This is a genomic window from Streptomyces sp. NPDC014882, from assembly GCF_043081325.1.
In the GTDB taxonomy this organism is placed as follows: domain Bacteria; phylum Actinomycetota; class Actinomycetes; order Streptomycetales; family Streptomycetaceae; genus Streptomyces.
Genome location: NZ_JBIBWL010000001.1, coordinates 224,148 through 248,716, shown reverse-complemented (window position 1 = coordinate 248,716; position 24,569 = coordinate 224,148). Strand labels below are relative to the sequence as shown.

Genomic DNA, 24,569 nt, shown 5'->3' with positions numbered 1-24,569 from the left:
TGAGCGACGTTGCACGATCTCGGTCCCTTCGACGCGGCGGTCCAGCGGCAGGTTCCCCTTGTCATACACCGCCCGCGCCCCACGGGTTCCCGATCTCCGGAACCCGACGCGGCGCCCGGCCCCGTTTTCCGTGCGGCGCCCGGCCCCGTCTTCCGCGCGGCGCCGGCTCCCCTTCCGCGCGGCGTCGGCTCCCCGTCCCCGCCGCGGACGGCGACCCGGGCCTCAGTCCCACGACCCCCGGGCCGCCGGCAGCGCCGCCACCTCGGCCAGGTCCCGCCCGGTCAGCCGCAGCCGGGCCGCGCCCGCGTTCTGCGTCACCCACCGCTCCTGCTTGGTCCCCGGCACCGGCACCACGTGCCGCCCCTGCGCCAGCACCCAGGCCAGCGCCACCTGCGCGGCCGTCACGTCCTCGCCGTGCCGGGCCGCCACCCGGCGCAGACCGACGACGATCGGCTGGTTCGCGGCCATCATCTCGGCGGTGAACCGGGGGTGCCGGGCCCGCATGTCGTCGCGTTCGAAGCCCTCGCCGGGGGTCAGCGTGCCGGTGAGGAAACCATTCCCCAGGGGCATGGCCGCGAGGAAGCCGATGCCGCGCGCCTCGCACCACGGCAGCAGCGCGTCCAGCGCCTCCGGCGACCACACCGACAGCTCCGCCTCCACCGCGCTCACCGGGAAGACCTGCTGCACCCGCAGCAGCTGCCGGATCGTCGCGTCGTACAGCCGGCCGCTCGCACGGCGCCCGCCGCGCGCGCCCACCGCGCACAGCCCCAACGCCCGCACCTTGCCCGCCCGGACCAGGTCGGCCATCGCGCCCCAGGTCTCCTCGACCGGGACCTCCGGATCGGCGCGGTGCAGCTGGTAGAGGTCGATGACGTCCGTCTGGAGCCGCCGCAGGGACGCGTCGCACGCCCGTCTCACGTACCCGGGACGGCCGTTGGCCACGATGTGCTGGTCGCCGACCAGCAGTCCCGCCTTCGTCGACACGAACGCGTCCCCGCGCCGCTCCCTCAACACCCGCCCCAGCAGCAGCTCGTTGGTGAACGGCCCGTACATGTCGGCGGTGTCCAGCAGGGAGACGCCCAGGTCCAGCGCCCGGTGCAGCGCCCGCAGCGACTCGTCGCCCCGCTGCCGCGACCCGCTGTACCCCCAACTCATCGGCATGCACCCGAGTCCGACGGCCCCCACCGCGAGCGCCGCCGCGCCGATCGTCCTGCGCTCCACCTGCTCGTGACCCTCCCTCGCCCGGCCCACCAACCTAACCTCTGCACGCGCGCGTGCCTGACATAGCCTCCCGACCATGACTGCTGACGTGTGGCTGCCCATCCCGCCGGACGAGATCGAAGGGCTCCCCGAGGGGCTCAACCCCCTCTTCTGGGACGGGGGCCCCGACGGGGAGCAGGAGTTCCCCGGCGACCCCGCCGACTGCGTCTTCTACGTGGTGCCCTACATGAAGCGGCAGTCCGTGAAGGTGCGCCCACTGGCAAAGATGCGCCGGGTCCGCGTCGTGCAGACCCTCACCGCCGGCGTCGACGACGTCATCGCGAGCCTGGCCGGCCTCCCGTCCGGCGTGCGGCTGTGCAACGCGCGCGGGGTGCACGAGGCGAGCACCGCCGAGCTGGCGCTCACCCTCACGCTGGCCTCCCTGCGCGGCGTCCCGGCGTTCGTGCGCGCCCAGGAACAGGGCCACTGGCAGAGCGGGTTCCACCCCGCGCTCGCCGACCGGAACGTCCTCGTCGTCGGGTACGGCGCGATCGGCTCGGCGATCGAGGACCGGCTCGTGCCGTTCGAGGTCGCGCGGGTGGCGCGCGTCGCGCGCTCCGCGCGCGCTACGGAGCGCGGCCCCGTGCACCCGTTCACCGAACTGCCCGCACTGCTGCCCGAGGCGGACGTCGTCATCCTCTCCACGCCCCTGGACGAGACCACGCGCAGCCTGGTGGACGCCGGCTTCCTCGCCCGGATGAAGGACGGCGCGCTGCTCGTCAACGTCGCCCGCGGCGCGGTCGTCGACACCGAGGCCCTGCTCACCGAGCTGGAGAGCGGCCGGCTCACCGCCGCCCTGGACGTCACCGACCCCGAACCCCTGCCCCCGGGCCACCCGTTGTGGCGGGCGCCCGGCGTCCTGATCAGTCCGCACGTCGGCGGGCCCACCTCCGCCTTCCTGCCGCGCGCCAAGCGGCTGCTGGCCGACCAGTTGGGCCGGTTCGTGAACCGGGAGCCGCTGCGCAACGTGATCCTGACGACGGGCGCCGCCGACGGGGCATGAGGACCACGGCACGCGCGCGACGCGTTCCGGGCACCCTCCGCAGCCCTCCGGACGCGTTCCGTACGGGCACGGTCGCCGGTCGTCACTGAGCGTAGAGAAGCTATGTCCCTGAGTGACGATCCTGGTGTATCGTCCCGACAGGGGCTGCGCCGCGCACCGTTCGGCGCCGGGTTGAACATCTCAGACTGTGAGGGGGGCGACGGGCGATGCACGGCCTATGGACGAACGACCCGACGCGGCGGAGCCGCCGCCGACGACGCCGTTGCACGGCCGGGCGGGCGAGCGACGGCCCCACGGCCCACCGGATCCGGCACGGCGACCGTCACCGCCGGGGACACGGCGGCCGCCGCGACCACGCCCACCCGGCGCACCGGGGCGTGCGGGACGCGGGAGCGGCAAGCACCGGGAGGCCCCGGTGAGTTCACCGCCGACCTCCACGACCCTCCTCGACGGAGCACCGCGGACGCAGGCCCCGGAGGGGGCGCCGCCCGCCGGGCCGCGGTCCCCCGGCGGCCCCGGATCGAACACGGTCCACCAACTCCTGCTGGCCCTGGTCTGCGCGGGGTACGCCGTCGGTTCCGCGCTCGGCTGGGGGTCCGGCCGGGTCGCGCTCGTCATGGGTGACTTCGGACTGGCCGCGGCGGCCGGCGCCGCCTCCGTGTCCTGCTTCCTCTACGCGCGCACCCGCCGCGTCCGCCTGCGTCCGGCCTGGCTGCTGTTCTCGTTCTCCTCGGCGATGGCGGCCCTGGGCAACCTGGTCTGGGGGTGGTACGAGGTCGTCCTGGAGCGCCCCGTGCCCAGCCCCAGCTACGCCGACGTGTTCTTCCTGTGCTTCGCGCCGCCCGCGATCGTGGGCCTGCTGGTGCTCGCCGCCCGGCCCGTGACCAGGGCCGGCTGGGTCTGTCTCGCGCTCGACGCCTGGCTGATCGCCGGCTCCCTGCTCACCCTCTCCTGGAGCCTCGCGCTCGCCCAGGCCGCGGAACTCGACGGACCCGACGTGGCGCACGCCGCCCTCACCCTGGCGTATCCGCTGCTCGACATCGCCCTGGTCAGCATGGTGCTGGTGCTGCACTTCCGGCGCTCGCCCGTGAACCGCACGCCGGTCAACACCGCCGTCAGCGCGCTCGCGCTGACCGTGATGTGCGACGCCCTGTTCACCTCGCCGCTGATGCACCACAACTACCGCTCGGGCCAGCTCCTCGACGCCGGCTGGTTCGCCGGCTCCCTGCTCCTCGCCTACGCCCCCTGGGCCGCCGGCCGGCACCACCGCGCGAGTGCCGCGGCGCACCCGCGCGTGGTGCACGAGCACCTGCCCCGACAGCGCACCGGCGGCCGTCCGCCCCGGCCGCCCGCGCGGGGAGCCGACCCGAGCCGCTTCCCGGGCACCCGCCCCATCACCGGCTCCCTCGCCGCCCTCACGCCCTACCTCGCCGCCGCCGTCTGCACCCTGGGGATCCTCTACAACGTCCTCAACGGCCGCAGCGTCGACCGGGTCGTCCTCCTCACCGGCGGCGCCGTGGTGCTGGCCCTCGTGGTGCGCCAGGGCATCATGCTGCTCGACAACATCACCCTCACCCAGGAACTGGCCCAGAAGGAGAACCACTTCCGCTCCCTGGTGCAGGGCTCCAGCGACGTCATCATGATCGCCGCCCCCAGCGGCGTGCTGCGCTACGTCTCCCCGGCCGCCGCCGGTGTCTACGGACGGTCCGCCGAGGACCTGGTGGGCACCGAACTGGCCGACCTCATCCACCCGGAGGACCTGGGGTGCGTGGTGCACGAGGTGCGCCGCTTCCTGGCCGCCAGCCCCCAGGAGGAACCCACCACCCGCATCGAGTGCCGCTTCCGCTCCGGCCACGGGGGCACCTCCCGTTCGGGCGGGGCCGGGAGCGGGGGAGGCTGGCTGAACGTCGAGTCCACCGTCAACCGGCACCACGGCGGCCTGATCTTCAACAGCCGGGACGTCACCGAGCGGGTGCGCCTCCAGGCCCAGCTCCAGCACAACGCCGAGCACGATCCGCTCACCGACCTGCCCAACCGCGCCCTGTTCACCCGGCGCGTGCAGCAGGCGCTCTCCGGCCGCCGCAGCTCCGACCGGGGCATCGCCCTGCGCAACACCGCGGTCCTCTTCATCGACCTCGACGGCTTCAAGGCCGTCAACGACACCATCGGCCACCAGGCCGGCGACGAACTCCTCGTCCAGGCCGCCCGCAGGCTCCAGGACGCCGTCCGGCAGGGGGACACCGCCTCCCGGCTCGGCGGCGACGAGTTCGCCGCCCTGATCGTCGGCGACGGCACCCGCGACCGCGCCGCCCGCGAGGGCCACATACTGGAACTCGCCGACCGGCTGCGGATCACGCTCTCCCAGCCCTACCCGATCGACGGCAACGAGGTGCGGGTCGCCGCCTCCATCGGGGTGGCCTTCGCCGAGGCGGGGGCGGGCGCCGGCGAACTGCTGCGCAACGCCGACCTCGCGATGTACCGGGCCAAGGCGACCGGCAAGGGCCGGGTCGAGCTGTACAGGCCGCAGATGCAGCAGGACGTCGTACGGAAGGCGGCACTGGCGACGCGGCTGCGGGCCGCGTTGCACGACGGCGAGTTCGCGCTGCTGCACCAGCCCGTGGTGCGGCTGGAGGACGGCCGGATCTCGTCGGTCGCCGCGCAGCCCCGGTGGCGGTCCTCCCAGGGCGTGCTGTTCACCCCCGCCGAGTTCCTCCGCGCGGCGGACGAGGGCGACCGGAGCGCCGAGCTGGCCCGCTGGGTGCTCGAGCGGGCCGTCGAGCAGGCCGCCGACCGCACCGCGAGCGGACTGAACGTACCGGTGGTGGTCCGGCTGGGCGCCCGCCGCCTGCTGGACCGCTCACTGCCGCCGGGGTCCGTCGAGGCGCTGCTCACCCGGCACGGGCTGCCGTCCGGCTCGCTGGTGATAGAGCTCACCGACATCGAGGCCGGGGTGGCGCTGGAGGAACTGGAACGCCGGCTCGCCGCGCTCAGGCGCCTCGGTGTCCGCGTCGCGCTGGACGGCTTCGGCGGCGGCGTGGCCATAACGGCCCTGCGCCGGCTCCCCGTGGACGTGTTGAAGCTCGACCGCACCCTGGTCGAGGGGGTCGTGGAGTCCACGCGGCTGCACAAGATCACCAGTGGGCTGCTGCGGATCGCCGGCGACCTCGGGCTCCAGTCCGTGGCCGAGGGCGTGGACCTGCCCGAGCAGGTCGTCGCCCTGCGCGCGATGGGCTGCACGCACGGGCAGGGCATGGCGTTCGCCGGGCCGCTCGACGAGTACCGGCTGCGCAGGGCGCTCGGCCGGGGCAGCTGCCCGCTGCCGCACGAGCCCGCCGAGCCCGCGTTCGCCGGAGGCGGGGCGGGGGTGTACACCCGGGGCGTCCCGGCGGTCCTGGGCGGCGGAAACCTCGGTGGCGGCACGGCCCTGCGTTCACATGATGAGACCCCCGTCCCACCCACTTGACAGTCGGTGCGTGCCGGGGGGAGGGTCAATGCCATGCGCACCCGAATTCTCGTACTTGGACAGCGCGTCGGCTGAGCTGGGACACACCGGAGGACGATCCGGAATCCCCAGCGACCACTCCGGCGCGCTCCCCTCGCTTGCCTTTCGGCACGAGGGGTTTTTTGTTGCACCAGCACCTGCCGTCCAGCAGTCGCACACCGTACGAACCTCGCAAAAACCCTCAGCATCGAGAAGAGAATGCCGATGACCGAGCAGGCCACCGGGGCCCACCACCCGCAGCCGCGGCCCCGATCCGGAGGACAGCACTCCGCGTCCGTCGAGCACGTGACGGGTGCGCAGTCCCTCATCCGTTCTCTCGAGGAGGTCGGCGCCGACACGGTATTCGGCATTCCCGGCGGTGCGATCCTTCCTGCCTACGACCCGCTGATGGACTCGACCCGGGTCCGCCACGTCCTGGTCCGTCACGAGCAGGGCGCGGGCCACGCCGCCACCGGCTACGCGCAGGCCACCGGCAAGGTCGGCGTCTGCATGGCGACCTCCGGCCCCGGCGCCACCAACCTGGTCACCCCGATCGCCGACGCGCACATGGACTCGGTGCCCCTGGTCGCGATCACCGGCCAGGTCGCGTCCAAGGCGATCGGCACGGACGCCTTCCAGGAGGCGGACATCGTCGGCATCACCATGCCGATCACCAAGCACAACTTCCTCGTCACCAAGGCCGAGGACATCCCGCGGGTCATCGCGCAGGCGTTCCACATCGCCTCCACCGGCCGCCCCGGCCCGGTCCTGGTCGACATCGCCAAGGACGCCCTCCAGGCGAAGACCACCTTCTCCTGGCCGCCCACCATGGACCTGCCCGGCTACCGCCCGGTGACCAAGCCGCACGCCAAGCAGATCCGCGAGGCCGCCAAGCTGATCACCGCCGCCAGGCGGCCGGTCCTCTACGTGGGCGGCGGTGTCCTCAAGGCCGGCGCGACCGCCGAGCTGAAGGTCCTCGCCGAGCTGACCGGCGCGCCCGTCACCACCACCCTGATGGCGCTGGGCGCGTTCCCCGACACCCACCCGCAGCACCTGGGCATGCCCGGCATGCACGGCTCGGTGGCCGCCGTCACCGGACTGCAGAAGGCCGACCTGATCGTCGCCCTCGGTGCCCGCTTCGACGACCGCGTCACCGGCAGGCTCGACAGCTTCGCCCCGTACGCGAAGATCGTGCACGCCGACATCGACCCGGCCGAGATCGGCAAGAACCGCGCCGCCGACGTGCCGATCGTGGGCGACGCCCGCGAGGTCCTCGCCGACCTGATCCAGGCCGTGCAGAAGGAGCACACCGAGACCGGGCCGGGCGACTACAGCGCCTGGTGGAAGGACCTGAGCCGCTGGCGCGAGACCTACCCGCTGGGCTACGACCAGCCCGCGGACGGCTCGCTCTCCCCCCAGCAGGTCATCGAGCGCATCGGGCAGCTCGCGCCCGAGGGCACGGTGTTCGCGGCGGGCGTCGGCCAGCACCAGATGTGGGCCGCGCACTTCATCAAGTACGACAGGCCCGCCACCTGGCTGAACTCCGGCGGCGCCGGGACGATGGGCTACGCGGTCCCCGCCGCGATGGGCGCCAAGGCGGGCGTCCCCTCGAAGACCGTCTGGGCGATCGACGGCGACGGCTGCTTCCAGATGACCAACCAGGAACTGACCACCTGCGCCCTGAACAACATCCCGATCAAGGTCGCCATCATCAACAACGGCGCCCTCGGGATGGTCCGCCAGTGGCAGACCCTCTTCTACAACCAGCGCTACTCCAACACCGTGCTGCACAGCGGCCCGGACGCGGACGGCGCCGCGGCCAACAACGGCACCCGCGTCCCCGACTTCGTGAAGCTGTCGGAGGCGATGGGCTGCCACGCCATCCGCTGCGAGTCCCTGGACGACCTGGACAAGGTCATCGAGGAGGCGAACTCGATCAACGACCGCCCGGTCGTCGTGGACTTCATCGTCCACGAGGACGCGATGGTGTGGCCGATGGTCGCCGCCGGCACCTCCAACGACGAGATCATGGCCGCCCGGGACGTCCGCCCCGACTTCGGCGACAACGAAGACGACTGAGCGAGGAAGACCCAGACACATGTCCAAGCACACGCTCTCCGTCCTGGTGGAGAACACGCCCGGCATCCTCGCCCGGATCGCCGCCCTGTTCTCCCGCCGAGGCTTCAACATCGACTCGCTCGCGGTCGGCGTCACCGAGCACCCCGAGATCTCGCGCATCACCATCGTGGTGAACGTGATCGAGGAACTGCCCCTCGAACAGGTCACCAAGCAGCTCAACAAGCTCGTCAACGTGCTGAAGATCGTCGAACTGGAACCCGGATCGGCGGTTCAGCGCGAACTCGTCCTGGTGAAGGTGCGCGCCGACAACGAGACGCGCTCGCAGATCGTCGAGATCGTCCAGCTGTTCCGCGCCAAGACCGTGGACGTCTCCCCGGAGGCCGTGACCATCGAGGCCACCGGCGGCAGCGACAAGCTCTCCGCCATGCTCAAGATGCTGGAGCCGTACGGCATCAAGGAGCTGGTCCAGTCCGGCACGATCGCGATCGGCCGCGGCTCCCGCTCGATCACCGACCGCTCCCTGCGCGCGCTCGACCGGTCGGCGTAACGACGGAACACGGGCGGCCGACACCGGCCGCCCGTATACCGAGACCCCGAAACGTCCCTTCCGCCCGCCGTCATACGGTGGGACGCAACACCTGCACACCAAGGAGAGAACCCAAAGTGGCCGAGCTGTTCTACGACGCCGACGCCGACCTGTCCATCATCCAGGGCCGCAAGGTCGCGGTCATCGGCTACGGCAGCCAGGGCCACGCCCACGCCCTGTCGCTGCGCGACTCCGGTGTGGACGTGCGGGTCGGTCTGCACGAGGGCTCCAAGTCCAAGGCCAAGGCCGAGGAGCAGGGCCTGCGCGTGGTGAGCCCGGCGGAGGCCGCCGCCGAGGCCGACCTCATCATGATCCTGATCCCGGACCCGATCCAGGCCCAGGTCTACGAGGAGTCCATCGCCCCGAACCTGAAGGACGGCGACGCCCTGTTCTTCGCGCACGGCTTCAACGTGCGCTTCGGCTTCATCAAGGCCCCGGCCGGCGTGGACGTCGCCCTGGTCGCCCCGAAGGGCCCGGGTCACCTGGTGCGCCGCCAGTACGAGGAGGGCCGCGGCGTCCCCGCGATCGCGGCCGTCGAGCAGGACGCCACGGGAGGTGCCTTCGCGCTGGCCCTGTCGTACGCCAAGGCGATCGGCGGCACCCGCGCGGGTGTCATCAAGACCACCTTCACCGAGGAGACCGAGACCGACCTGTTCGGTGAGCAGGCCGTGCTGTGCGGCGGCACCTCGGCGCTGGTCAAGGCCGGTTTCGAGACCCTGGTCGAGGCCGGCTACCAGCCGGAGATCGCCTACTTCGAGTGCCTGCACGAGCTGAAGCTGATCGTGGACCTCATGTACGAGGGCGGCCTGGAGAAGATGCGCTGGTCGGTCTCCGAGACCGCCGAGTGGGGCGACTACGTCACCGGCCCGCGCATCATCACCGACGCCACCAAGGCCGAGATGAAGAAGGTCCTCGCCGAGATCCAGGACGGCACCTTCGCGAGGCAGTGGATGGACGAGTACCACGGCGGCCTGAAGAAGTACGACGAGTACAAGACGGCCGACTCCGAGCACCTGCTGGAGACCACCGGCAAGCAGCTCCGCAAGCTGATGAGCTGGGTCGACGAGGAGGCGTAAGCCTCACGCCGGGGCCGGAGCGGCGCGCTCCGGCCCCTTTGGCGAACCCCGGGTAACGCCATGTGCCATGGTGTTGTCCACCCCGTCCGACCACGGACGGGTGATCCTTCCGCAGAGGCGCAAGACGTTTCTCGCCGCGGCACTACACTGCTGCACTAATACGCGTCAGGCCCACAGCGTCGTGCGTCTTCCACGCGGCTAGCCCCTCCTCCGCCTGCGGCCGTCGGGACGGCCGTCCGCACGCGCCCCCATAGCCGTCGAGGGATGGGAGGTGCACCCTGACTTGTGAGGACTCACGTGAGCTCGAAACCTGTCGTACTCATCGCTGAAGAGCTGTCGCCCGCGACCGTGGACGCGCTCGGTCCGGACTTCGAGATCCGGCACTGCAACGGAGCGGACCGAGCCGAACTGCTCCCGGCCATCGCCGACGTCGACGCGATCCTGATCCGCTCCGCCACCAAGGTGGACGCCGAGGCGATCGCCGCCGCGAACAAGCTGAGGGTCGTCGCACGAGCCGGCGTCGGCCTGGACAACGTGGACGTCTCCGCCGCCACCAAGGCCGGCGTGATGGTCGTCAACGCCCCCACCTCCAACATCGTGACCGCCGCCGAGCTGGCCTGCGGCCTCCTGCTCGCCACCGCCCGCCACATCCCGCAGGCCAACGCCGCCCTGAAGAACGGCGAGTGGAAGCGGAGCAAGTACACCGGCGTGGAGCTGGCCGAGAAGACCCTCGGCGTCGTGGGCCTCGGCCGCATCGGCGCGCTCGTCGCCCAGCGCATGTCCGGCTTCGGCATGAAGGTCGTCGCCTACGACCCCTACGTGCAGCCCGCGCGCGCCGCGCAGATGGGCGTCAAGGTCCTGTCGCTGGACGAGCTGCTCGAGGTCTCCGACTTCATCACCGTCCACCTGCCCAAGACCCCCGAGACGGTCGGCCTGATCGGCGACGAGGCGCTGCGCAAGGTCAAGCCGAGCGTGCGGATCGTCAACGCGGCCCGCGGCGGCATCGTCGACGAGGAGGCGCTGTACTCGGCGCTGAAGGAGGGCCGGGTCGCCGGCGCCGGCCTCGACGTGTACGCGAAGGAGCCCTGCACGGACTCCCCGCTGTTCGAGTTCGACCAGGTCGTCGCCACCCCGCACCTCGGCGCCTCCACCGACGAGGCGCAGGAGAAGGCCGGCATCGCCGTCGCCCGCTCGGTGCGCCTCGCCCTCGCCGGCGAGCTGGTCCCGGACGCGGTGAACGTCCAGGGCGGCGTCATCGCCGAGGACGTCAAGCCGGGCCTGCCCCTCGCGGAGCGCCTCGGCCGCATCTTCACCGCCCTCGCGGGCGAGGTCGCCGTCCGCCTGGACGTCGAGGTCTACGGCGAGATCACCCAGCACGACGTGAAGGTGCTGGAGCTGTCCGCCCTCAAGGGCGTCTTCGAGGACGTCGTCGACGAGACCGTGTCGTACGTCAACGCCCCGCTGTTCGCCCAGGAGCGCGGCGTCGAGGTGCGGCTGACCACCAGCTCGGAGTCGGCCGACCACCGCAACGTCGTCACCGTGCGCGGCACGCTCGGCAACGGCGAGGAGGTGTCGGTGTCCGGCACGCTGGCCGGTCCCAAGCACCTGCAGAAGATCGTCGCGGTCGGCGAGTACGACGTGGACCTCGCGCTCGCCGACCACATGGCGGTGCTGCGCTACGAGGACCGTCCGGGTGTCGTCGGCACCGTCGGGCGCATCCTCGGCGAGGCGGGCATCAACATCGCCGGCATGCAGGTCGCCCGCGCGGCCGTCGGCGGCGAGGCGCTGGCCGTCCTCACCGTGGACGACGCGGTGCCCGCCGGGGTGCTGAGCGAGGTCGCCGCGGAGATCGGCGCGACGTCCGCGCGCGCGGTGAACCTGGTCTGACACGGCCGAGGGGGCCGGGCCGCCGCCCCGGACCCCCTCGCCCCGGACCCCCTCGCCCCGGACCCCCTCGCCCCGGCCCCCCCCCGTGCCGGGCCCCTCTTCCTCAGGCTTCCCCGGACCGGCCGAGCGCGCTCGGCCGGTCCGGGGTTCCGTCCGTCCGCCCGCGGGTCCGCTCGCGCGTCCGCTCGTGCACCCCGGCCCGCCGCAGCGTGACCGCGGCCAGCACCGCGGCACCCGCCAGCAGTACGGCCCCGGTGACCGCCGCCCCCTGCATCCCGTCGGTGAACGCCTCCCGGGCGGCCGTGGCGAGGCCCGGCACCCGGTCGGCCACCGCCAGCGCGCCGCCCAGGGTCTCGCGCGCCGGACCAGGGGCCGTGGCCGGGATCCCGTGGCGGTAGATCGCGGTGCCGACGGAGCCGAGGACCGCCATGCCGAGCGCGCCGCCGAACTCCGAGCCGGTCTCCATCAGGGACGACGCGGCGCCGGCCCGTTCCACCGGGGCGGCGCCCATCGCGAGGTCCATGATCTGGGACATCACCACCACGCTCCCGACCGCGAGCACCGCGCAGGAGGCCAGCACCAGCCACATCGCATCCGTGCCCGCGAGGGCCAGCAGGCCGAAGCCGGACACGGCGATCACGAAGCCGGCGGTCACGACGTGGGCGCGGTCGACGCCCTTGCGCACCAGCCCGGTGGCCACCGGCGCCGCCGCGCCGATCGGCACCGAGGGCAGCAGCGCCCACAGGGCCGCCTCCAGGGCGCTCTTGCCGAGCACGGACTGCAGGTACTGCGTGGTGAAGTACGCCGAGCCCATGACGCCGAACGCCGAGACGAGGTTCAGGGCGACCGCGGGGCCGAAGCCCCGGCCGCGGAACAGGTCCGGGGAGATCATCGGTGACGCGCAGGTGCGCTGGCGGTGGACGAAGAGCGCCGCGAAGAGCAGGCCGACGGCGACCGGGACGACGTAGCGGACGTTCCAGCCCTCGGAGGCGATCTCCTTCAGGCCGTAGACCACGGGCAGTACGGCGGCCATGGACAGCGGGACGCTCGGCAGGTCGAAGCGGCCGGCGGCACGGTTCCCGGCCTCGGGGAGCAGGAGCGGGCCGAGGACCAGCAGCAGTGCCATGGCGGGCAGGTTGACCAGGAAGACCGAGCCCCACCAGAAGTGCTCGACGAGCACCCCGCTCATCACCGAACCGAGCGCGATCCCGGCCGTCATCACGCCGGACCACAGACCGATCGCCTTCGCGCGCTGGCCGGGGTCGGTGAACATCGTGCGGAGCATGGCCATCGTCGACGGCATCAGGGTCGCGCCCCCGACGCCGAGGACCGTGCGCGCCGCGATCAGGGTCTCCGCGCTGTTCGCGTACGCCGCCACGAGCGAGGCGGTGCCGAAGGCCACGGCTCCGGTCAGCAGCAGCCGCCGGTGGCCGACGCGGTCGCCGAGCGAGCCCATCGTCATGAGCAGGCCCGCCAGGACGAAGGCGTAGACGTCGAAGATCCACAGCTGCTGGGTGCCGGTCGGCTCCAGGTCGGCGCTGATCGCCGGGACGGCGAAGTAGAGGACGGAGACGTCCATCGAGACCAGGAGCAGCGGAAGCATCAGCACGCCGAGGGCGGTCCATTCGCGGCGTCCGGCACGGACGGCCGGGGAGGTGCTCGTCGAGTTCGTCATGCCGGCGACTGTACGACCGTATTAAACGTACGTCTAGAACGTTTGTATAAAACGATCGTGTAGGACATCCGTATGGACGGCGGAGTAGGCTGCCCCGCATGGGACACCGTGAGGATCTGCTCGAGGGCGCCAAGCGCTGCCTGCTCCGGAAGGGGTTCGCGCGCACCACCGCGCGGGACGTCGTCAAGGAGTCGGGGACCAACCTGGCCTCGATCGGCTACCACTACGGTTCGAAGGACGCGCTCCTGGCGCAGGCCTACGTGGCGCTGGTCGAGGGGATGGGCGACGCCTTCGCGGGAGGCGGCGGGGCGGGACCGGCCGGGGAGCCCGGCTCGCCGGAACGCTTCCGCTCCGTGTGGGCGAACATCATCGACACCATGCGCGAGCCCGGTTCGCTGTGGCGGCTCAGCATGGAGATCCTCGTCATGGGCGACCAGCTGCCCGAGGTGCGCGACCATCTGGCGCGGGCCCAGCGGGAGGCCGGACGGGGCCTCGTCCCGCTGCTCATGGGCGGCTGCGAGGAGGACGTCTCCGACGAGACCGCGGACACCGTCGGCCTGTTCTACGTGACCCTGATGACCGGCCTCATCGCGCAGTGGACCTTCGACCCGAAGAGCGCGCCCGAGGCGGACCAGCTCGCCGAGGGGCTGCGCCGGATCATCGCGGCGGCGAAGGGCTGACCCGTCCGTCGCGCATCTCCACCACCCGGTCCGCGAAGTGCCGTACGACGGCCCGGTCGTGGCAGATGAACAGGTAGCCGAGGCCGAGGTCGTCCTGGAGGTCGGCCAGGAGGTTCAGGACCCCGGCGCGGACCGACGGATCCAGGGCGGACACCGGTTCGTCCAGGACCAGCAGCCGGGGCTCGGAGGCGAGGGCGCGGGCGATGCCGGCGCGCTGGCACTGCCCGCCGGAGAGTTCGTGGGGGCGGCGCGCGCCGTACGCCGGGTCCAGGCCGACGCGGTCGAGGAGCGCGGCCACGCGGGCGGGACCGTCGGCGTCGGTCCAGCGGCCCTGGACCTTCAGGGGTTCCGCCACCGCGTCACGGACACGCCGGCGCGGATCGAGGGAGCCGTAGGGATCCTGGAAGACCGGCTGCATGCGGGGACGCAGGGGACGCAGTTCGCGTTCGCTGAGCACCGTCAGCTCCCGCCCCTCGAAACGGACCTCGCCCGCGTCCGGGCGGCGCAGCTGGAGGACGGCCAGGGCCGTGGTCGACTTGCCGCAGCCGGACGGGCCGTCGAGGGCGAGGGTCTCGCCCGCCTCCAGGGTGAAGGAGACGCCGTCCACGGCCGTGACGGCGCCGTAGCGGACCACGAGGCCGCGCACGTCGAGCAGGTGGGTCATGCCGGTCGTCCCTCCCGGAACAGCGTGGCCGGGTCGGCCGGGACCTCGTCGGTCCGGTGGCAGGCGGCCAGGCGTCCGTCCGTGCCGCGCGGCTCGGGTTCCTCGGTGCGGCAGAGGTCCGCCGCCAGCGGGCAGCGCGGCGCGAAGGCGCAGCCGGGCGGCAGGGCGCCCGGCACCGGCGGCGTGCCGGGGAGGGTGGGCAGCCTGCGGCGCCGGGGGCCGTCCTGGGGGAGCGAGGCGAGGAGGCCGGCGGTGTAGGGCGCGCGCGGGCGGTCCAGCACGGCCTTCGCCGGACCGAGTTCGCTCGCCCGGCCCGCGTACATCACCAGGACCCGGTCCGCGTGCTCGCGTACGACGTCCAGGTCGTGGGTGACGAGGAGCAGCGCGGCACCGGCCGCCTCCCGCTGCTCGGCGAGCACCCGCAGCACCTGGGCCCGGCGCCCGGCGTCCAGGGCGGTGGTCGGCTCGTCGGCGACCACCAGGCCGGGCGCGCCCAGCATCGCCATCGCGATCACCGCCCGCTGGCGCATCCCGCCCGAGTACTCGTGCGGATACGCCCGCGCCCGGCGGGCGGCGTCCGGGATGCCCACCCGGTCCAGTGCGGCGACCGCGCGGGCGCGGGCCTCGGAGCGGGAGACGCGGTGCAACGACCTCACGACGGCCGCGAGCTGGTCGCCGACGGGGTGCACGGGGGACAGGGCGGACAGGGCGTCCTGCGGCACGAGCGCGATACGGCGGCCCCGGGCGGCGGCGAGGTCCGTGGAGCCGTCCAGCCGGATCTCCCCGGCCGTCGCCGCGCCGCGCGGGAGCATCCCGAGCAGGGCCCGCGCCGTGAGGGACTTGCCCGCACCCGACTCGCCGACCAGCGCCAGGACCTCACGGGGCCGGACGTCGAAGGAGAGCCCGCGGACGACCTCGGTGCCGCCGAAGGAGATCCGCAGGTCGCGCACCGAGAGCAGGGGGGCGGGCGGTCCCGGCCGCTCCGGCCGTCCCGGTCGCTCCGGCCGTCCTGACCGCTCCGGCCGCTGTGTCGTCGGTTCAGGCATCGGCGCCCGGCCTCCCTCCGGTGGTCCGGGTGACGCCCCGGGCGTACGCCGCCCCCGAGACCGCCAGCCCCGCCAGGAGGGCCAGGGCGACCGCCGGGGACAGGGCGGCCCACGGGGCGCGTTCCACGTAGGCGCGGGACTCGTCCAGGAGGAGGCCCCACTCGGGGGCCGGGGGCCGGGCGCCGAGGCCGAGGAAGCCCAGGGAGGCCAGGGCGAGGGCGATGCCGGGCAGGCGGAGGAGGGCGTGCCGGGCGACGGGCGCGGCGACCGCGGGCAGGACGTGGCGGGTGAGGATCCACGACGGGGGCGCGCCGATGGCCCGCTGGGCGGTGAGGAACCCCGACGCCCGCACCTCCTGGACCAGTGCCGCCGCGTGCGCGGCCAGCGGCGGCCAGGAGATCAGGGCGACCGCGAGGGCCGCCCCGCCGGTGCCGGGACCCGAGACGGCCGCGACCAGGATGCCGGCGATCACCGGGGGCAGCGCGTTGGCGATGTCCGCCGCGCCGGCCGCGACCCCGGGCAGGAAGCCCAGCGCGAGGGAGAGGAGCAGGCTGAGCAGACAGACCGCCGCCGCCGTGCCGACCGTCGACGCCGCTCCGTGCCCGAGGCGGGCCAGCACGTCACGGCCGAGTCCGTCGGTGCCGAGCGGATGCGCCCAGGACGGCGGGACCAGCCGGACCGCCGTGTCCACCGCGTAGGGGTCGCGCAGCAGGCCCCACCCGACGACCGTGGCGAGCAGCGCCGCCAGGACCAGCGGGACCGCCGGGCGGACGCGGACCGGCAGGGGCGGCGGCAGTGCCAGTGCGGCGTCCCGCAGGGCGGGCCCGAGGAGCCGCCGCCGTACCAGAGCCGACAGCGCGCCGATGGCCAGGCCGAGGAGCAGCAGGGACAGGACCGCGCCCTGGAGCAGCGGCAGGTCCTGGGACTTGGCCGCCCCCAGCGCCGTACGGCCGATGCCGGGGACCGCGAACACCGTCTCCACCGCCACCGCCCCGCCGGTCAGGCCGACGGCGGCCATCCCGAACTGCGGGACCAGGGGCGGCAGTACCCGGCGCACGGCGGCGGCCGAGATCCGCGCGCGGCTCACCCCGGCGCCCCGCCACAGGTCCACCCACCGTTCCGCCAGGACGGCCGGCAGCGCGTCCGCGACGAGACGGCCGAGCAGGCCGCCCGCCGGGACGCCGAGCGAGACGGCGGGCAGCACCATGGACGAGGGGCCCTCCCAGCCGGACGTCGGCAGCCACCCCAGCCACACCCCGCACACCAGCAGCCCGACGGTGGCCGACAGGAACTCCGGTACGGCGGCCAGCATGGCGGCGCCCGCGCCGGCCGAAGCCCGCCCGCGCACCAGCACCGGCGCGACGAGCGCGGCGCCGAGCAGCACCGCCACTCCGAGCGCCGCGCCCATCAGGGCCAGCGACACCTGGAAACCGGCCAGCACGGAGGGGCCCACCTCGGCGCCGGACACCCAGGAGGTCCCGAGGTCGCCGCGGACCAGGCCGGCGGCCCAGCCGCCCAGCAGGGACAGCGGCCCGTCGTCCAGACCGAGGTCACGGCGTACGGCGTCCAGGGCCTCCCGGGTGGGCTCCTGCTCGGCGGAGCGGGCCCGCAGCACGGACAGGGCGGGGTCGCGGCCGGAGAGCCAGGGCAGCAGGCCGACGGCGGTGACGACCGCGAGGAGGGACACGGACCGGGTCGGCCCGGCGGCACGCGGCCGGGGGAGCCGGAGCCTCACCTGACGTGGGTGGCGGCCGTGACCAGTTCCCGCTCGCGCGGGTCGTGGGCGGCGCCGACGACCCCGGCCGCGGCACCCTGGATCACCCGCTCGTGCAGCATCGGCACGGCGGCGTCGGTCGCGAGGACGGCGGCCTCGGCGGCGACCACCGCCCTGCGGCGGGCGTCACCCGTGGGCGTCCCGCCGGCCTTCCTCAGCAGGGCGTCCACCGAGGGATCGCGGAGCTGGGCGATGTTGAAGGAGCCGTCGGAGGCGAAGTCGCTGTAGAGGTAGGCGGCCGGGTCGCCGGAGTCCAGCACGGTCGCGCGGGACAGGACGAAGGCGTCGAACTCGCCCGCCAGCGCGTCGGACTCGATGTTGGCGTACTCGCGCACGTCCAGCTTCACCGTGAACCCGGCCTCCTGGAGCTGCTGTTGCAGCGCGGCGGCGACCTCGGGGAGTTCGGCGCGGTCGGTGAAGGTGCCGAGGGTGACGGTCCGGCCCGCCGGGGCGCCGGCCTTCGCGCGGGTGACCGGCGCGCGCAGCTTCGCCGCCCAGGGCAGCGCCGGGCCGAGCAGTCCCTCGGCCACGTCGGCGCGGCCCTCGTAGACGCCCTTCACGATCGACTCCGCGTCGATCGCGGCACGGGCGGCGGCCCGCAGCGCGGGGTCCGTGAAGGGGCCCTTGCGGGTGTTGAGGTACAGGGTGTTGGTGCGCGGCATGGGCACCTCGGTGACGAGGTCCTCGTCGAGCAGCGCGGCCTGGGAGACGGGGACCGCCTCCACGATGTCGGCCTCGCCGCTGCGCAGGGCGGCGGCCCGCGCGGTGCCGTCGGGCACGAACCGCACGTCGATGCCGGGGGCCTTCGCCCTGCCGCCCCAGTAGGCGTCGTAGCGGTCGAGGGTGGCGGATGAGGTGCCCTCGACCTTCGTCAGCTCGAACGGGCCGGTGCCGGCGCCGACCGGGTTCACCGTCCTGCCCGTGTACGCCTTCGCGGCGAGGACCGCCAGCTGCGGCGAACTGAGCCGCTGCGGGACCAGCGGGTCGGCGGCGGCGGTCGTGACGGTGACGGTGTCGGCGTCGGCGGCCCGCGCGGTCAGCTCGACGCCGTCCAGGATGCGGGGCTTGGGGGAGGCGCCGGCGGCCCGGGTGAGCGAGCGCACGACGGCCTCGGCGTCCAGTTCCGTGCCGTCGTGGAAGGTGACGCCGGCGCGTATCTCGAAGCTCCAGGACCGGCCGTCCTGCCGCCAGGAGGTGGCGAGCGCGGGGCGGGCGTCACCGGCCGCGTCCAGCTTCACCAGGGTCTCGGCGGTCGACCAGCGCGAGAGCTTGAAGGCGTCGTCGGACAGCGGGGACAGGCCCGAGCGCGGCGGCTGCATCATCGCGAGCCGCACCCGCCCGCCGTCCGCGCCGCCGGCCGCGGTCCCGTTCCCGGCGAAGCAGCCGCCGAGCAGCGCGGAGGCGGCCGCGAGGGCCGGTACGGGCAGCAGACGGCGGGCGGGCAGGCGCACGGAGCACTCCGGAGAGGTCGTCAAACGTTCAAGGGTGCACCGACCGTAGCACGATGACAATCATTTTCAACAATGGTTCGATCATGGTCGCGCGACCGCCGACCGCCGACCGCCGACCGTCAACGGGCGGCGGGCGGCGGGCTCAGAGCCGTCGCGCCTTGAGGGCCATGTGCAGCAGCAGCCGGTCCTCGCCGTCGTCCAGGTCCAGTCCCGTCAGCTGCTCCACCCGCGACAGCCGGTAGTACAGCGTCTGCCGGTGGATCCCCAGCCGGGCCGCCGTACGGCCGGCCTGTCCCGCGCAGTCCAGGTACGCCTCGGCGGTGCGCGCCAGTTCGCGGTGGGCCGGGGTCGACAGGGCGCGTACGGCGGGGTCGTCGGCGGAGCCGGGCGGCAGCGAGGTCAGCAGCCGGTAGGGCCCGATCGACGCCCACGGGGCCGTCGGGCCGAGGCGCGGCTCCGCCAGCGCCGCCCGGGCCGCCGCCGACGCCTCCCGCCAGGCCGCCCCCAGTTCCGCGAGGCCCGCCCGCCCCGCCGCGACCCCCGCGGCGGACGCCCCGCCGGCCCGCTCCAGCAGCCGTCCCGCCACCGAGGCCGCCGGGGCCGGGGTCTCCGCCGAGCGCAGCCGGACCAGCACCGCCAGGCACCGGCCGTCCGCCCCCCAGGGGAGCGCGCACAGGGCCTCCGCGCCGGGCAGCGTGCGCAGGGACGGCGCGTCGTCGGGGCCGGCCGAGGGCCAGGGCGCCACGCACACCACCGCGTGCGGGCCGTCCGCCCGGGCGCCCAGCGCGGCGCGCAGCTCCGCCACCGCCATGTCCCGCTGCCAGTCCCGGTCGGCGGCCAGGACCGCCCGCAGCTCGCGGGTGAGGCCGGCGCCGTGCCGTGCCTCGTCGGCCAGCAGCGCGCCGATCCGCCCCGCGACCTCCATCGCGCCCGCCAGCTGGTCGTCGGAGGGGCCCGGGTCGCCGTCCAGCAGCCAGACGTAGCCGAGGACCACCCCCCGGTGGCGCACCGGGAGGCAGACGCGGCCCCGGTGGACGCCGGCCTCCGGGGCCGGCGGGATGCGGACCGGGCCCGTGGCGCGGGTGATGCCGAAACCCTCGAACCAGGACCGGACCGCCGGGGTGGAGCGCCGGGTGAGGATCGAACGGGTGCGCACCGGGTCCAGGGCGGCGGCGTCCAGCTCGTCCTCGCTGTCGTAGGCGCCGAAGGCGATCAGCTCGAAGTCGCGGTTCTCCAGGGTCGCCGGGGCGCCGAGCAGCTCCGAGATCTCGTCGACCAGCTCCTGGTACTCGCCCTTGAAATCCGCCGTCACCCGGTCATTCTCCCGCATCCCCGCAAGCGCTTCATACATCTGTCTGAGATCCACGGCACGGATGCGTGACAGCTGTCGATGGCCGACGATCGGAGGGATCCTTAGGTTTCACGGTGGTTCTCCGTGCCGTTCCCGAATCGTCGGGAAGCGGCCTCGTATGGGTTGGTATGTGGAGGTGCCCCGTGCTGGGTCCCGTGATTCTCGCCGCGTCGCGCAGCGACCGGATGCGACGCCTGATCTCGGCGGCCCCGGTGACGAAGCAGGTCGTGGACCGCTTCATCCCCGGCGAGACGGTGGACGACATCGTCCCGATCGTCGAGGAGCTGACCGCCAGGGGTCTGGAGCTGACGATGGACGTCGTCGGCGAGGACATCACCGCCCCCGGACAGGCCGCCGCCGCCCGCGACGCCTACCTGGAGCTGGTGGGCCGCCTCGAGGACCTCGACCTCGGCGAGAAGGTCGAGATGTCCGTCAAGCTCTCCATGTTCGGCCAGGCGCTGGAAGGCGGCCACGAGCTGGCCCTCGCCAACGTCCGCCCGGTCGTCGAGGCCGCCGCCGCCATCGGCACGACCGTCACCCTGGACGCCGAGGACCACACCACCCTCGACTCGATGTTCGCCATCCACGAGGAGCTGCGGAAGGACTTCCCGCAGACCGGCTGCGTCATCCAGGCCTACCTCTTCCGCACCGAGGCCGACGCCCGCCGCCTCGCGGAGAGCGGCAGCCGCGTCCGGCTCGTGAAGGGCGCCTACAAGGAGCCCGCCGAGGTCGCGCACCAGGACAAGCACGAGATCGACAAGGCGTACGTCCGCGTCCTGAGGACCCTGATGGACGGCGAGGGCTACCCGATGATCGGGTCCCACGACCCCCGCCTGATCTCCATCGGCCAGGAACTCGCCCGCAAGGCCGGGCGAAAGCTCGACGAGTACGAGTTCCAGATGCTCTACGGCATCCGCGGCGACGAGCACCTGCGCCTGGCCGCGGAGGGCCACCGCATGCGCGTCTACACCGCCTACGGGACCGACTGGTACGGCTACTTCATGCGCCGCCTGGCGGAGAAGCCGGCGAACCTGCGGTTCTTCCTGCGGAGCATGATCAGCAAGGGCTGAGGCGATCCCTCTGCCGCCCGCCTCCCCGCAACACCCGCTCACGTACAAGGAGTTACGGATCCCATGGACGCTGTGACCCAGGTCCCCACCCCCGTCAACGAGCCGGTGCACGGCTACGCCCCCGGCTCGCCCGAGCGTGCCCGGCTGGAGGCCAGGCTCAAGGAACTGGCCGACAACCCGATCGACCTGCCGATGACCATCGGCGGCGAGAAGCGGATGGGCGGCGGCGAGCGCTTCGACGTCGTGCAGCCGCACAACCACAAGGCGCGCCTGGGCACCTACGCCAACGCCACCCACCAGGACGCCCGGGACGCCATCGACGCGGCCCTCGCCGCCGCGCCCGCCTGGCGCGCCATGTCCTTCGACGACCGCGCCGCGATCATCCTGCGCGCCGCCGAACTGCTGGCCGGCCCCTGGCGCGAGACCCTCGCGGCCTCCACCATGCTCGGCCAGTCGAAGACCGTCCAGCAGGCCGAGATCGACACCCCCTGCGAACTGGTCGACTTCTGGCGCTTCAACGTCGCCTACGCCCGCCAGATCCTCGCCGAGCAGCCCCCGGCGAACTCCCCGGGCGTGTGGAACCGGCTGGACCACCGCCCGCTGGAGGGCTTCGTCTACGCGATCACGCCGTTCAACTTCACGGCGATCGCGGGCAACCTGCCCACCGCGCCCGCGCTGATGGGCAACGTCGTGGTCTGGAAGCCGTCCCCGACGCAGACCCACGCCGCGGTGCTGCTGATGCGGCTCCTGGAGGAGGCCGGGCTGCCCAAGGGCGTCATCAACCTCGTCACCGGCGACGGCATCGCGGTGTCCGAGGTCGCCCTGGAGCACCGGGACCTGGCCGGCATCCACTTCACCGGCTCGACGAAGACCTTCCAGTACCTGTGGAAGACGGTCGGCGCCAACATCGAGAAGTACCGCTCCTACCCGCGTCTGGTCGGCGAGACCGGCGGCAAGGACTTCGTCGTCGCCCACCCGAGCGCCGACCCGGCCGTGCTGAAGACCGCCCTTACCCGCGGCGCCTTCGAGTACCAGGGCCAGAAGTGCTCCGCGACCTCGCGCGCCTACGTCCCGGCGTCCCTGTGGAACGCGGGCTTCAAGGAGGAGTTCGCCGCCGAGGTCGACTCCCTCGCCATGGGCGACGTCACCGACCTGTCGAACTTCATCGGCGCCGTCATCGACGAGCGGGCGTTCGCCAAGAACAAGGCCGCCATCGACCGCGCGCGGCAGGACCCGGCCTGCACGATCGTCGCGGGCGGCAGCTACGACGACTCGGTCGGCTACTTCGTGCGCCCGACCGTCGTCGAGTGCACCGACCCGGAGAACGAGGTCTTCACCACCGAGTACTTCGGCCCGTTCCTCGCCGTCCACGTCTACGAGGACGACAAGTACGACGAGATGCTCACCCAGATGGAGTCGGTGTCCGACTACGCCCTCACCGGGTCGGTCATCGCGGGCGACCGCGCGGCGGCGGCGTACACGATGGAGAAGCTGCGCTACGCGGCCGGCAACTTCTACATCAACGACAAGTCGACCGGCGCCGTCGTCGGCCAGCAGCCCTTCGGCGGCGGCCGCGCCTCCGGCACCGACGACAAGGCCGGCGCCCCGCAGAACCTGATGCGCTGGACCCTGACCCGCGCCATCAAGGAGACGCTGGTCCCGCCGACCGACTACACCTACCCGCACATGGGCTGACGTCCCCGGCGCCCACCCCCGACGGGCCAGGTCCTTCCCGACCTGGCCCGTCGGCATGTCCGGGAGAGCGGAGATCCCCGGCGAACGCGCAGGTCGGGGCGGTGCGAGCGAGGCGCCGTCTCAGATAGTAGGAAGTCCGAGTAATTGTGGAGACAGGCGCGGGCTCCTCCCTTAGTTTTGTAGGAGCCGAACGTCTCGCTCGACCGAGCGCGTGGCGGTCGTGAGCCGTGCCCCGTGCAGGCAACCCCTGCGGCACCGCTCCCCGGCCCATCCTGGGGGACCTCCCACGCCCTTGAGGCAGTGGGGGAGTCGCGTACCCCGCCGAACTTCCTGGTTCCGCGAATGGAGTCGATTTCCCATGGCCGAGAAGACCGCCCGCCGCCGCGTCCGCCACACCTCCCTCACGAGCGAGTCCGACCGCAGGAACGCCGCCGCGGCCCTCCAGCGCGCCCTCGACCGCCGTGACAACGGCGGCGAGACGGGCCACTGACCGACCGCCTGTCGACCGGCCGCCGCCTGTCGATCGACCGCCCGCCGACCGACCGCCCGCCGGTCGGCCGGCTGCCGCGACCGGTCCGGCCGGGCCGGTCCCCGCAGTCCGGGAGCCGCGTCCGCACGGGGTGCGGCGCGGGTCCCGGACGGGACTCCGGGACCCGCGCCGCACCTCGGACCGGCACATCCGCCCATGTCCGCATCGCGGACGCTCCATGTCATTCCATGGGACGCCGAGTAGGGTGCTCACATGTCTCGCAGCATCAATCTCGCAGTGATCCCCGGTGACGGCATCGGCCAGGAGGTCGTGGCCGAGGGTCTCAAGGTCCTCTCCGCCGTCCTCCCGCAGGACGTGAAGCTGGAGACCAAGGAGTTCGACTTCGGCGCCCGGCGCTACCACGCCACCGGTGAGACCCTCACCGACGCCGACCTCGACGCGCTGAAGAAGCACGACGCGATCCTGCTCGGCGCGATCGGCGACCCGTCGGTGCCGTCCGGCGTCCTGGAGCGCGGCTTCCTGCTCAAGCTCCGCTTCGCCTTCGACCACCACGTGAACCTGCGTCCGTCGAAGCTCCTGCCGGGCGTCGCCACCCCGCTGGCCGGTGAGCCGCAGATCGACTTCGTGGTCGTCCGCGAGGGCACCGAGGGCCCCTACACCGGCAACGGCGGCACCATCCGCAAGGGCACCGAGCACGAGGTCGCCACCGAGGTCTCCGTGAACACGGCCTTCGGTGTCGAGCGCGTGGTGCGGGACGCCTTCGCCCGCGCCCAGGCCCGCCCCCGCAAGAAGCTCACGCTGGTCCACAAGAACAACGTGCTGACCTTCGCGGGCCACCTGTGGACGAACACCTTCACCAAGGTGGCGGCGGAGTTCCCCGAGGTCACCACGGACTACATCCACGTGGACGCCGCGACGATCTACCTCGTCACGGACCCCGCCCGCTTCGACGTGATCGTCACCGACAACCTCTTCGGCGACATCATCACCGACCTCGCCGCGGCGGTCTCCGGCGGCATCGGCGTCGCCGCGAGCGGCAACATCAACCCCGCCGGCGACTTCCCGTCCATGTTCGAGCCCGTCCACGGCTCGGCCCCGGACATCGCGGGCCAGGGCAAGGCCGACCCCACCGCCACGGTCCTGTCCGTCGCCCTCCTGCTGCGCCACCTCGGTCACGAGTCCGAGGCCGCCCGCATCGAGGAAGCCGTCTCCGCCGACCTGGCGGAACGCACCGGCAAGCCGGCCCGCAGCACCGCCGAGATCGGCGACGCGCTCGCCGTACGAGTAGCCGGCTGACGCCC

Annotated in this window: 18 protein-coding genes; 11 read left to right on the top strand and 7 right to left on the bottom strand. The window is 73.3% G+C overall.

Features of this window, described 5'->3' with window-relative positions:
* Window positions 1-222: 222 nt before the first annotated feature.
* Complete coding sequence (locus tag ACF09K_RS01045; protein ID WP_392240375.1) at window positions 223-1,221, bottom strand: aldo/keto reductase; 999 nt, start codon at window positions 1,219-1,221, stop codon at window positions 223-225.
* Window positions 1,222-1,297: 76 nt separating this feature from the next.
* On the opposite strand from ACF09K_RS01045, the gene ACF09K_RS01040 reads away from it, so the two are divergent.
* The 6 genes from ACF09K_RS01040 (at window position 1,298) to serA (ending at window position 11,372) form a co-directional block, all read left to right on the top strand.
* Entirely contained in the window at window positions 1,298-2,263 is a 966-nt protein-coding gene (locus ACF09K_RS01040; protein ID WP_392240374.1) for a 2-hydroxyacid dehydrogenase, read from the top strand.
* Window positions 2,264-2,678: 415 nt separating this feature from the next.
* Window positions 2,679-5,726 carry a putative bifunctional diguanylate cyclase/phosphodiesterase gene (locus ACF09K_RS01035; protein WP_392240373.1) on the top strand — a complete coding sequence of 1,016 codons (3,048 nt, stop codon included), beginning with the start codon at window positions 2,679-2,681 and terminating at the stop codon, window positions 5,724-5,726.
* A gap of 243 nt (window positions 5,727-5,969) precedes the next feature.
* Window positions 5,970-7,823: an acetolactate synthase large subunit gene (locus ACF09K_RS01030; RefSeq protein WP_392240372.1), complete on the top strand. Its 1,854-nt coding sequence runs from the start codon at window positions 5,970-5,972 to the stop codon at window positions 7,821-7,823.
* Between the two features lie 19 nt (window positions 7,824-7,842).
* Entirely contained in the window at window positions 7,843-8,370 is a 528-nt protein-coding gene (gene ilvN / locus ACF09K_RS01025; RefSeq protein ID WP_356562102.1) for an acetolactate synthase small subunit, read from the top strand.
* Between the two features lie 116 nt (window positions 8,371-8,486).
* Complete coding sequence (gene ilvC / locus ACF09K_RS01020) at window positions 8,487-9,485, top strand: ketol-acid reductoisomerase (protein ID WP_392240371.1); 999 nt, start codon at window positions 8,487-8,489, stop codon at window positions 9,483-9,485.
* Window positions 9,486-9,782: 297 nt separating this feature from the next.
* On the top strand, window positions 9,783-11,372 hold the full coding sequence (serA, locus tag ACF09K_RS01015) for a phosphoglycerate dehydrogenase (RefSeq protein ID WP_392240370.1): 1,590 nt from the start codon (window positions 9,783-9,785) through the stop codon (window positions 11,370-11,372).
* A 103-nt stretch (window positions 11,373-11,475) separates the two neighbouring features.
* Here serA and ACF09K_RS01010 read toward each other — a convergent pair whose 3' ends face one another.
* Window positions 11,476-13,047: an MFS transporter gene (locus ACF09K_RS01010; RefSeq protein ID WP_392240369.1), complete on the bottom strand. Its 1,572-nt coding sequence runs from the start codon at window positions 13,045-13,047 to the stop codon at window positions 11,476-11,478.
* A 98-nt stretch (window positions 13,048-13,145) separates the two neighbouring features.
* Here ACF09K_RS01010 and ACF09K_RS01005 point away from each other — a divergent pair, with 98 nt between their 5' ends.
* Window positions 13,146-13,727, top strand: a complete 582-nt coding sequence (locus tag ACF09K_RS01005) for a TetR/AcrR family transcriptional regulator (RefSeq protein WP_392240368.1) — start codon at window positions 13,146-13,148, stop codon at window positions 13,725-13,727.
* On the opposite strand, the gene ACF09K_RS01000 is transcribed toward ACF09K_RS01005, so the two are convergent.
* The 5 genes from ACF09K_RS01000 to ACF09K_RS00980 all read right to left on the bottom strand — a co-directional run bounded on the left by ACF09K_RS01000 (window position 13,705) and on the right by ACF09K_RS00980 (window position 19,992).
* Complete coding sequence (locus ACF09K_RS01000) at window positions 13,705-14,391, bottom strand: ATP-binding cassette domain-containing protein (protein WP_392240367.1); 687 nt, start codon at window positions 14,389-14,391, stop codon at window positions 13,705-13,707. The two genes, ACF09K_RS01005 and ACF09K_RS01000, sit on opposite strands and share 23 nt — an antisense overlap.
* The gene (locus tag ACF09K_RS00995; protein WP_392240366.1) at window positions 14,388-15,437 is read right to left on the bottom strand and encodes an ABC transporter ATP-binding protein; all 1,050 of its coding nucleotides are present in this window, start codon (window positions 15,435-15,437) and stop codon (window positions 14,388-14,390) included. The genes ACF09K_RS01000 and ACF09K_RS00995 overlap by 4 nt, the downstream gene beginning before the upstream one ends.
* A complete protein-coding gene (locus tag ACF09K_RS00990; RefSeq protein ID WP_392240365.1) occupies window positions 15,430-17,124 on the bottom strand; it encodes an ABC transporter permease subunit in 1,695 nt (564 codons plus the stop codon). The genes ACF09K_RS00995 and ACF09K_RS00990 overlap by 8 nt, the downstream gene beginning before the upstream one ends.
* Window positions 17,125-17,168: 44 nt before the next feature.
* A complete protein-coding gene (locus ACF09K_RS00985; RefSeq protein ID WP_392240992.1) occupies window positions 17,169-18,662 on the bottom strand; it encodes an ABC transporter substrate-binding protein in 1,494 nt (497 codons plus the stop codon).
* Window positions 18,663-18,804: 142 nt separating this feature from the next.
* A complete protein-coding gene (locus ACF09K_RS00980; RefSeq protein ID WP_392240364.1) occupies window positions 18,805-19,992 on the bottom strand; it encodes a PucR family transcriptional regulator in 1,188 nt (395 codons plus the stop codon).
* Between the two features lie 164 nt (window positions 19,993-20,156).
* Here ACF09K_RS00980 and ACF09K_RS00975 point away from each other — a divergent pair, with 164 nt between their 5' ends.
* The 4 genes from ACF09K_RS00975 to ACF09K_RS00960 all read left to right on the top strand — a co-directional run bounded on the left by ACF09K_RS00975 (window position 20,157) and on the right by ACF09K_RS00960 (window position 24,564).
* A complete protein-coding gene (locus ACF09K_RS00975; RefSeq protein ID WP_392240363.1) occupies window positions 20,157-21,083 on the top strand; it encodes a proline dehydrogenase family protein in 927 nt (308 codons plus the stop codon).
* 63 nt (window positions 21,084-21,146) lie between these two features.
* Window positions 21,147-22,778 carry an L-glutamate gamma-semialdehyde dehydrogenase gene (gene pruA / locus ACF09K_RS00970; RefSeq protein WP_392240362.1) on the top strand — a complete coding sequence of 544 codons (1,632 nt, stop codon included), beginning with the start codon at window positions 21,147-21,149 and terminating at the stop codon, window positions 22,776-22,778.
* A 358-nt stretch (window positions 22,779-23,136) separates the two neighbouring features.
* Entirely contained in the window at window positions 23,137-23,268 is a 132-nt protein-coding gene (locus ACF09K_RS00965) for a hypothetical protein (protein ID WP_392240361.1), read from the top strand.
* Between the two features lie 252 nt (window positions 23,269-23,520).
* On the top strand, window positions 23,521-24,564 hold the full coding sequence (locus tag ACF09K_RS00960) for a 3-isopropylmalate dehydrogenase (protein WP_392240359.1): 1,044 nt from the start codon (window positions 23,521-23,523) through the stop codon (window positions 24,562-24,564).
* Window positions 24,565-24,569 lie beyond the last annotated feature (5 nt).